Below are 4,236 nucleotides of genomic sequence, written 5' to 3'. Positions count from 1 at the left end.
GGTCTCAATTTTGAAAATATTGAAAACTGGCTGATTAAGCGATTTTGGCGGCACAGGGATAATAGCTAATAGTTTCAGTAAGTTAGATGCTAATGCTTGACAAACAGTTTTCGAAAATATCATTAATTACACAAATTGTAAGACAATTTTATTACCACACAGTTTCAGCACAATCTGTATTATCAGACCAACATTTCCAACAAATGACGCTGCAACATGATTAACATAAGTATTATACAAACTATGAATATTTCTGCCCTGATCCGCTATTTAGTGCTACTTAGTATTACGCTGATTTGCAGCATTCAGCTTCATGCAAGTTTCGCAGCAGAAAAGAAGGATCGTTACAAATTTGAAAATAAATCCATTAAATTCGGACTGTATCCTCGAACTCCAGAACAAATGGCCGCCTTTTATGAAGGACGTGGATTTCCCAAACAGGCTGTAAACGCTACCACCAAACATTGTTTTATTACCGTGGGCATGCGAAATATCAGTAAAACCAAAATTTGGCTAGACTTAAGCCGCTGGCGAATTTATAACAATCAGGGTGAACTGGTTCGCACTAATCGCGAGCAATGGAAACAAAAATGGAAACAGCTGAAAGTACCATTGGCCAGCCAGGCCACGTTTTCCTGGACACTACTCCCGGAATCACGGGATCTGCATCCTGACGAACCCGTAGGTGGAAACATTACCCTGCAACCGATGGATTCACCCTTTACTGTTGAAGCGAACTTCGCAACCGGTGAAGACCAGAAAGGCAAACCGTTAAAGGTTATCATTGAGAATGTACGCTGTTTGAAAAATGGTGACAAAGCATCATGAATCAATTTGTTAAAGCAATTACCTTATTACTGTTAATACTTATTCCAGGCCTGCTGTCCGCCGAAATTAAAATCCCGGAGGGTATTATTAAACTTGATGGTCGTACCGCACCCCAGTTAAAGCTGGAAGATATTGACGGGAATCCCTATGACATTAATCAGTCTCGTGGTAAATGGGTATTTGTACATTTTTGGGCGGCGTGGTGTGGTCCCTGCCGCCGCGAAATGCCTACAGTACAACGTATGGTCGAGCAGCTAAAAGATCACGCCATAGATGTTGTGTTAGTCAACACAGCAGAAACCGACGATGAGGTTTTTAGTTTCATGGGGGTTGTCGCACCTGATATGTCGACACTAATGGACCGCGATGGACTGGTTACAGAACGCTGGCAGCCGCGCGGGCTTCCCGCCAGCTTCTTCGTCAGTCCCAGGGGTACGCTGGAATATATTGCGCTGGGTGGGCGCACCTGGGATGAACCCAGGTTTCTTAATTTCGTTAAGCAGCTAATCGAAACAAGATAAAGTATGAAGGGATAATTAATTCAAAGACTGATTGAGCTTGATCATCGGTAACTGTGTCGAACCCGCATTTATCACATTATCAAAACTGGTTTCAAAATTGATCCCATTGCGATTGCCTGATTCGTTGTCCACAACAATGGGCTCAACAAAAGTTGGCATTATATAAACACCGCAGGCTTCAGCGATTTCACAAAGCACGCCGTCATTATCAGTATCAGTACCGGCGCTTATGGTATAAGTTCCAGGACCGACGTTACTGAAAGTAAATTGATATTGGCTGTCCACCAGCCGTGCCTCTACTCTTTGCACGATTTCCTGAGTCGTGCTGTCTCTTAACGTGACATAGTGAAATCCTGCATTATCTACAAAATTCTCTACATATACCTGCATCAATACCGGTACAGACACGGTATTTTCCGACGTCGTGATAGTAATGGTTGCCGAATAAGCTTGCGTTACCTGTGGTAACGACTGACGATCAACCTGGGCGATATATCGCCCCACGCCATTATTATTAACTGAAACCGCCGAAACACTCAGCCAGCCATTGGAGTCATTGTCAATCTGGATTACCTGCAGTTCACCATCTCCGGCATTGGAAATATTCAGCTCCATTGACACGACTGTCGCACCGAAATTCAGCGCGGCAGGTTGCGCTTCCGCAAGCGGTGGCCTGGGTTCAACGGGTGTATTAACCAGATTACCCGATGCTGTTACTGCCTTATACGCATCAACCAGTCCATAACCAAATTGATTATCTTTTCCTGTAGCACCAAGATCTTCTGTGAGTTCACCGTTCGCTAATAACTGGTCAAACTCATCGGGCGTTAAACTGTTATTGGCTGATTTCATCAATGCTGCGATCCCGGCTATATGAGGCGCAGCCATGGATGTTCCCTGAAAAAAAGCGTAGCCAAATTGCAACATTCCGTTGGCATCACTAGCGGCTGTACTTAACACACCATCAGCATAACCATCACCGTTAACATCAGTAAAATCACCGCCAGGTGCTGCTATATCAATAGTATTTCCAAAATTGGAATATGGCGCGAGAGTATTGTTGATGGTCGTTGCGCTTACAGAGACGACGCCATCTAATGAAGCAGGATAATTAATCTGGCTCGATGACTCATTACCCGATGCAGCTACTATGATCACACCTGCCTCGCGTGCCAAACGAAATGCTTCTGGAGCTACCGTACTATTGGTCGGTCCACCCAAACTCAAATTAATAACATCAGCTTTCTGGTTGGGAACCGTACCTGAATCATTCGGTAATTGTGCAGCAAAGCGCACTGCCTGCTCGATGTCATAGTCAGTTCCACCAAGACGGCCTAGTGCACGTAACGGCATTACTTTTGCTCCCCACGCGATTCCAGATACTCCAACGTTGGTGTTCGAAGCAGCAGCAATAGTGCCACTGACATGCGTACCGTGGAAACTGCTATTGCCATTAGCATCATCGCCATCATCGTCAGGATTGTTATCGATTCCATCACCATCCGCAGCATTGCCAGGATCGCTGATGAAATCATAGCCTGGCACTAATTGCCCCTGCAGATCCGGGTGATCCAGTAGTACGCCAGTATCAATTACCGCTACAACCACGTCACTGTTCCCGGTTGTGATGTCCCAGGCCTGGGGCAAATTGATTTGCGGATAATGCCATTGGTAGTTGTAATATTCATCGTTGGGAATACGAAAAGCCTGGCGGATATAATTAAGTCTTGCCGAAACAATATCCGGACGTTTTCTTAAAGCTTTGACTACTTCAATAGTATCGAGCTTGAGTTGCGCTTTTTCAGTGCTCGCCTGGTTTCTGCGCTGGATTCCCAATACCGATAAGGTATTTCCCTGGCCGGCGCCGGTTTCCAGCTTCATTAGCATATTTCTTTTTATATCACCCGATTTATAGGTTAATCCAAGAGCTCGGGCTACAGTCGCTGTGGTCTGTATACCAGTAACTTGCTGGGTGGAAATTCGATTGTCCTGTTTATATTCCACAATAACTTCGCCTGGCACAAAATCCTGATCTATCGTCAATGTTGAGTTACTTCCCCCCTGCTGCTGAGCCGACAATCCAATGGTTAGTGTATAATTTGATGCCCCTGACAAGGCGAATACACGCAGATAATAAATTCCGTCTGTATTTATATTAAGAAAATCGGTTTGGCGATCGCCCGTTGTATGTAATATGACTTCCCCGTTTTGACCTAAGAGAAAAAGCGCAATACGGTTTGGTTGCGCGGTTGGCAGATTATAATCAGCGACGGTTATGGAAATAGACTGATTGGAAAACAATTGAACCATATAATAATCATCGGAATCACCGGCTTGAAAGGACCGGCCTGCCGATCCCGTACCCGCCACATTGACATAACCGCCCAAAATTGTTGGGTTTGGAATTGCCTGCGCTTCATTCAGGTTGTCGTTTGATTGATATGCAGCGTTGGGATCATTAACATCGCCGTCAACAAAGGAACCTGGCGCGATGGTAATGTTTCCACTGAGCGTGCTAGTCGCATTATTTATTGGAGGTTGATTGGGTGAGGGTTGATTGGGCGAAGGTTGATTTGGTGTTGGTTGATCCTGAGAAGGCCCTCCCGGAATCGTCCCTTCAGGATTTTTTGTATTGTCACACGCAGAAATTACCGCGCTGATAATTAATATTAAACACCAGTATAAGATTGCTGCAGTACCAGAGTATCTACCCGTCATTTGTTATTACTACCTTTTCCTTACAATCAAAGCCAGACGGCTAGCAACTGCAGTGACCTGGAATACACTATTACAGTTTTTAATTATCCGGCAATCCATTTGTTCAAACCGTGATTTCAATCACATATTGGTTTCAGAAAGAACAGCCAATGGTAGTGCTTAAAATTTT

At 44.6% G+C, this 4,236-nt stretch carries 3 protein-coding genes; 2 read left to right on the top strand and 1 reads right to left on the bottom strand.

Annotated features, from left to right (window positions below; translation table 11 throughout):
* The first annotated feature begins 243 nt into the window (after positions 1–243).
* Both ACWVCM_RS13795 and ACWVCM_RS13790 read left to right on the top strand, forming a co-directional pair.
* Positions 244–828: a hypothetical protein gene (locus ACWVCM_RS13795; protein ID WP_455202342.1), complete on the top strand. Its 585-nt coding sequence runs from the start codon at positions 244–246 to the stop codon at positions 826–828.
* Positions 825–1,349, top strand: a complete 525-nt coding sequence (locus ACWVCM_RS13790; RefSeq protein ID WP_455202341.1) for a TlpA family protein disulfide reductase — start codon at positions 825–827, stop codon at positions 1,347–1,349. The genes ACWVCM_RS13795 and ACWVCM_RS13790 overlap by 4 nt, the downstream gene beginning before the upstream one ends.
* A gap of 15 nt (positions 1,350–1,364) precedes the next feature.
* Here the strand turns inward: ACWVCM_RS13790 and ACWVCM_RS13785 are convergent, their stop codons facing one another.
* The gene (locus ACWVCM_RS13785; protein ID WP_455202340.1) at positions 1,365–4,067 is read right to left on the bottom strand and encodes a S8 family serine peptidase; all 2,703 of its coding nucleotides are present in this window, start codon (positions 4,065–4,067) and stop codon (positions 1,365–1,367) included.
* Positions 4,068–4,236 lie beyond the last annotated feature (169 nt).

It is taken from the genome of Kaarinaea lacus (assembly GCF_975902315.1).
The sequence above is the reverse complement of the archived record's forward strand: the minus strand, read 5'-3'. Positions and strand labels throughout refer to the sequence as shown.

Excerpts from the sequence above, each read along its gene's own strand:
- ACWVCM_RS13795 (WP_455202342.1), top strand. The coding sequence starts at position 244 with ATGAATATTTCTGCCCTGATCCGCTATTTAGTGCTACTTAGTATTACG.
- ACWVCM_RS13790 (WP_455202341.1), top strand. The coding sequence starts at position 825 with ATGAATCAATTTGTTAAAGCAATTACCTTATTACTGTTAATACTTATT.
- ACWVCM_RS13785 (WP_455202340.1), bottom strand. The coding sequence starts at position 4,067 with ATGACGGGTAGATACTCTGGTACTGCAGCAATCTTATACTGGTGTTTA.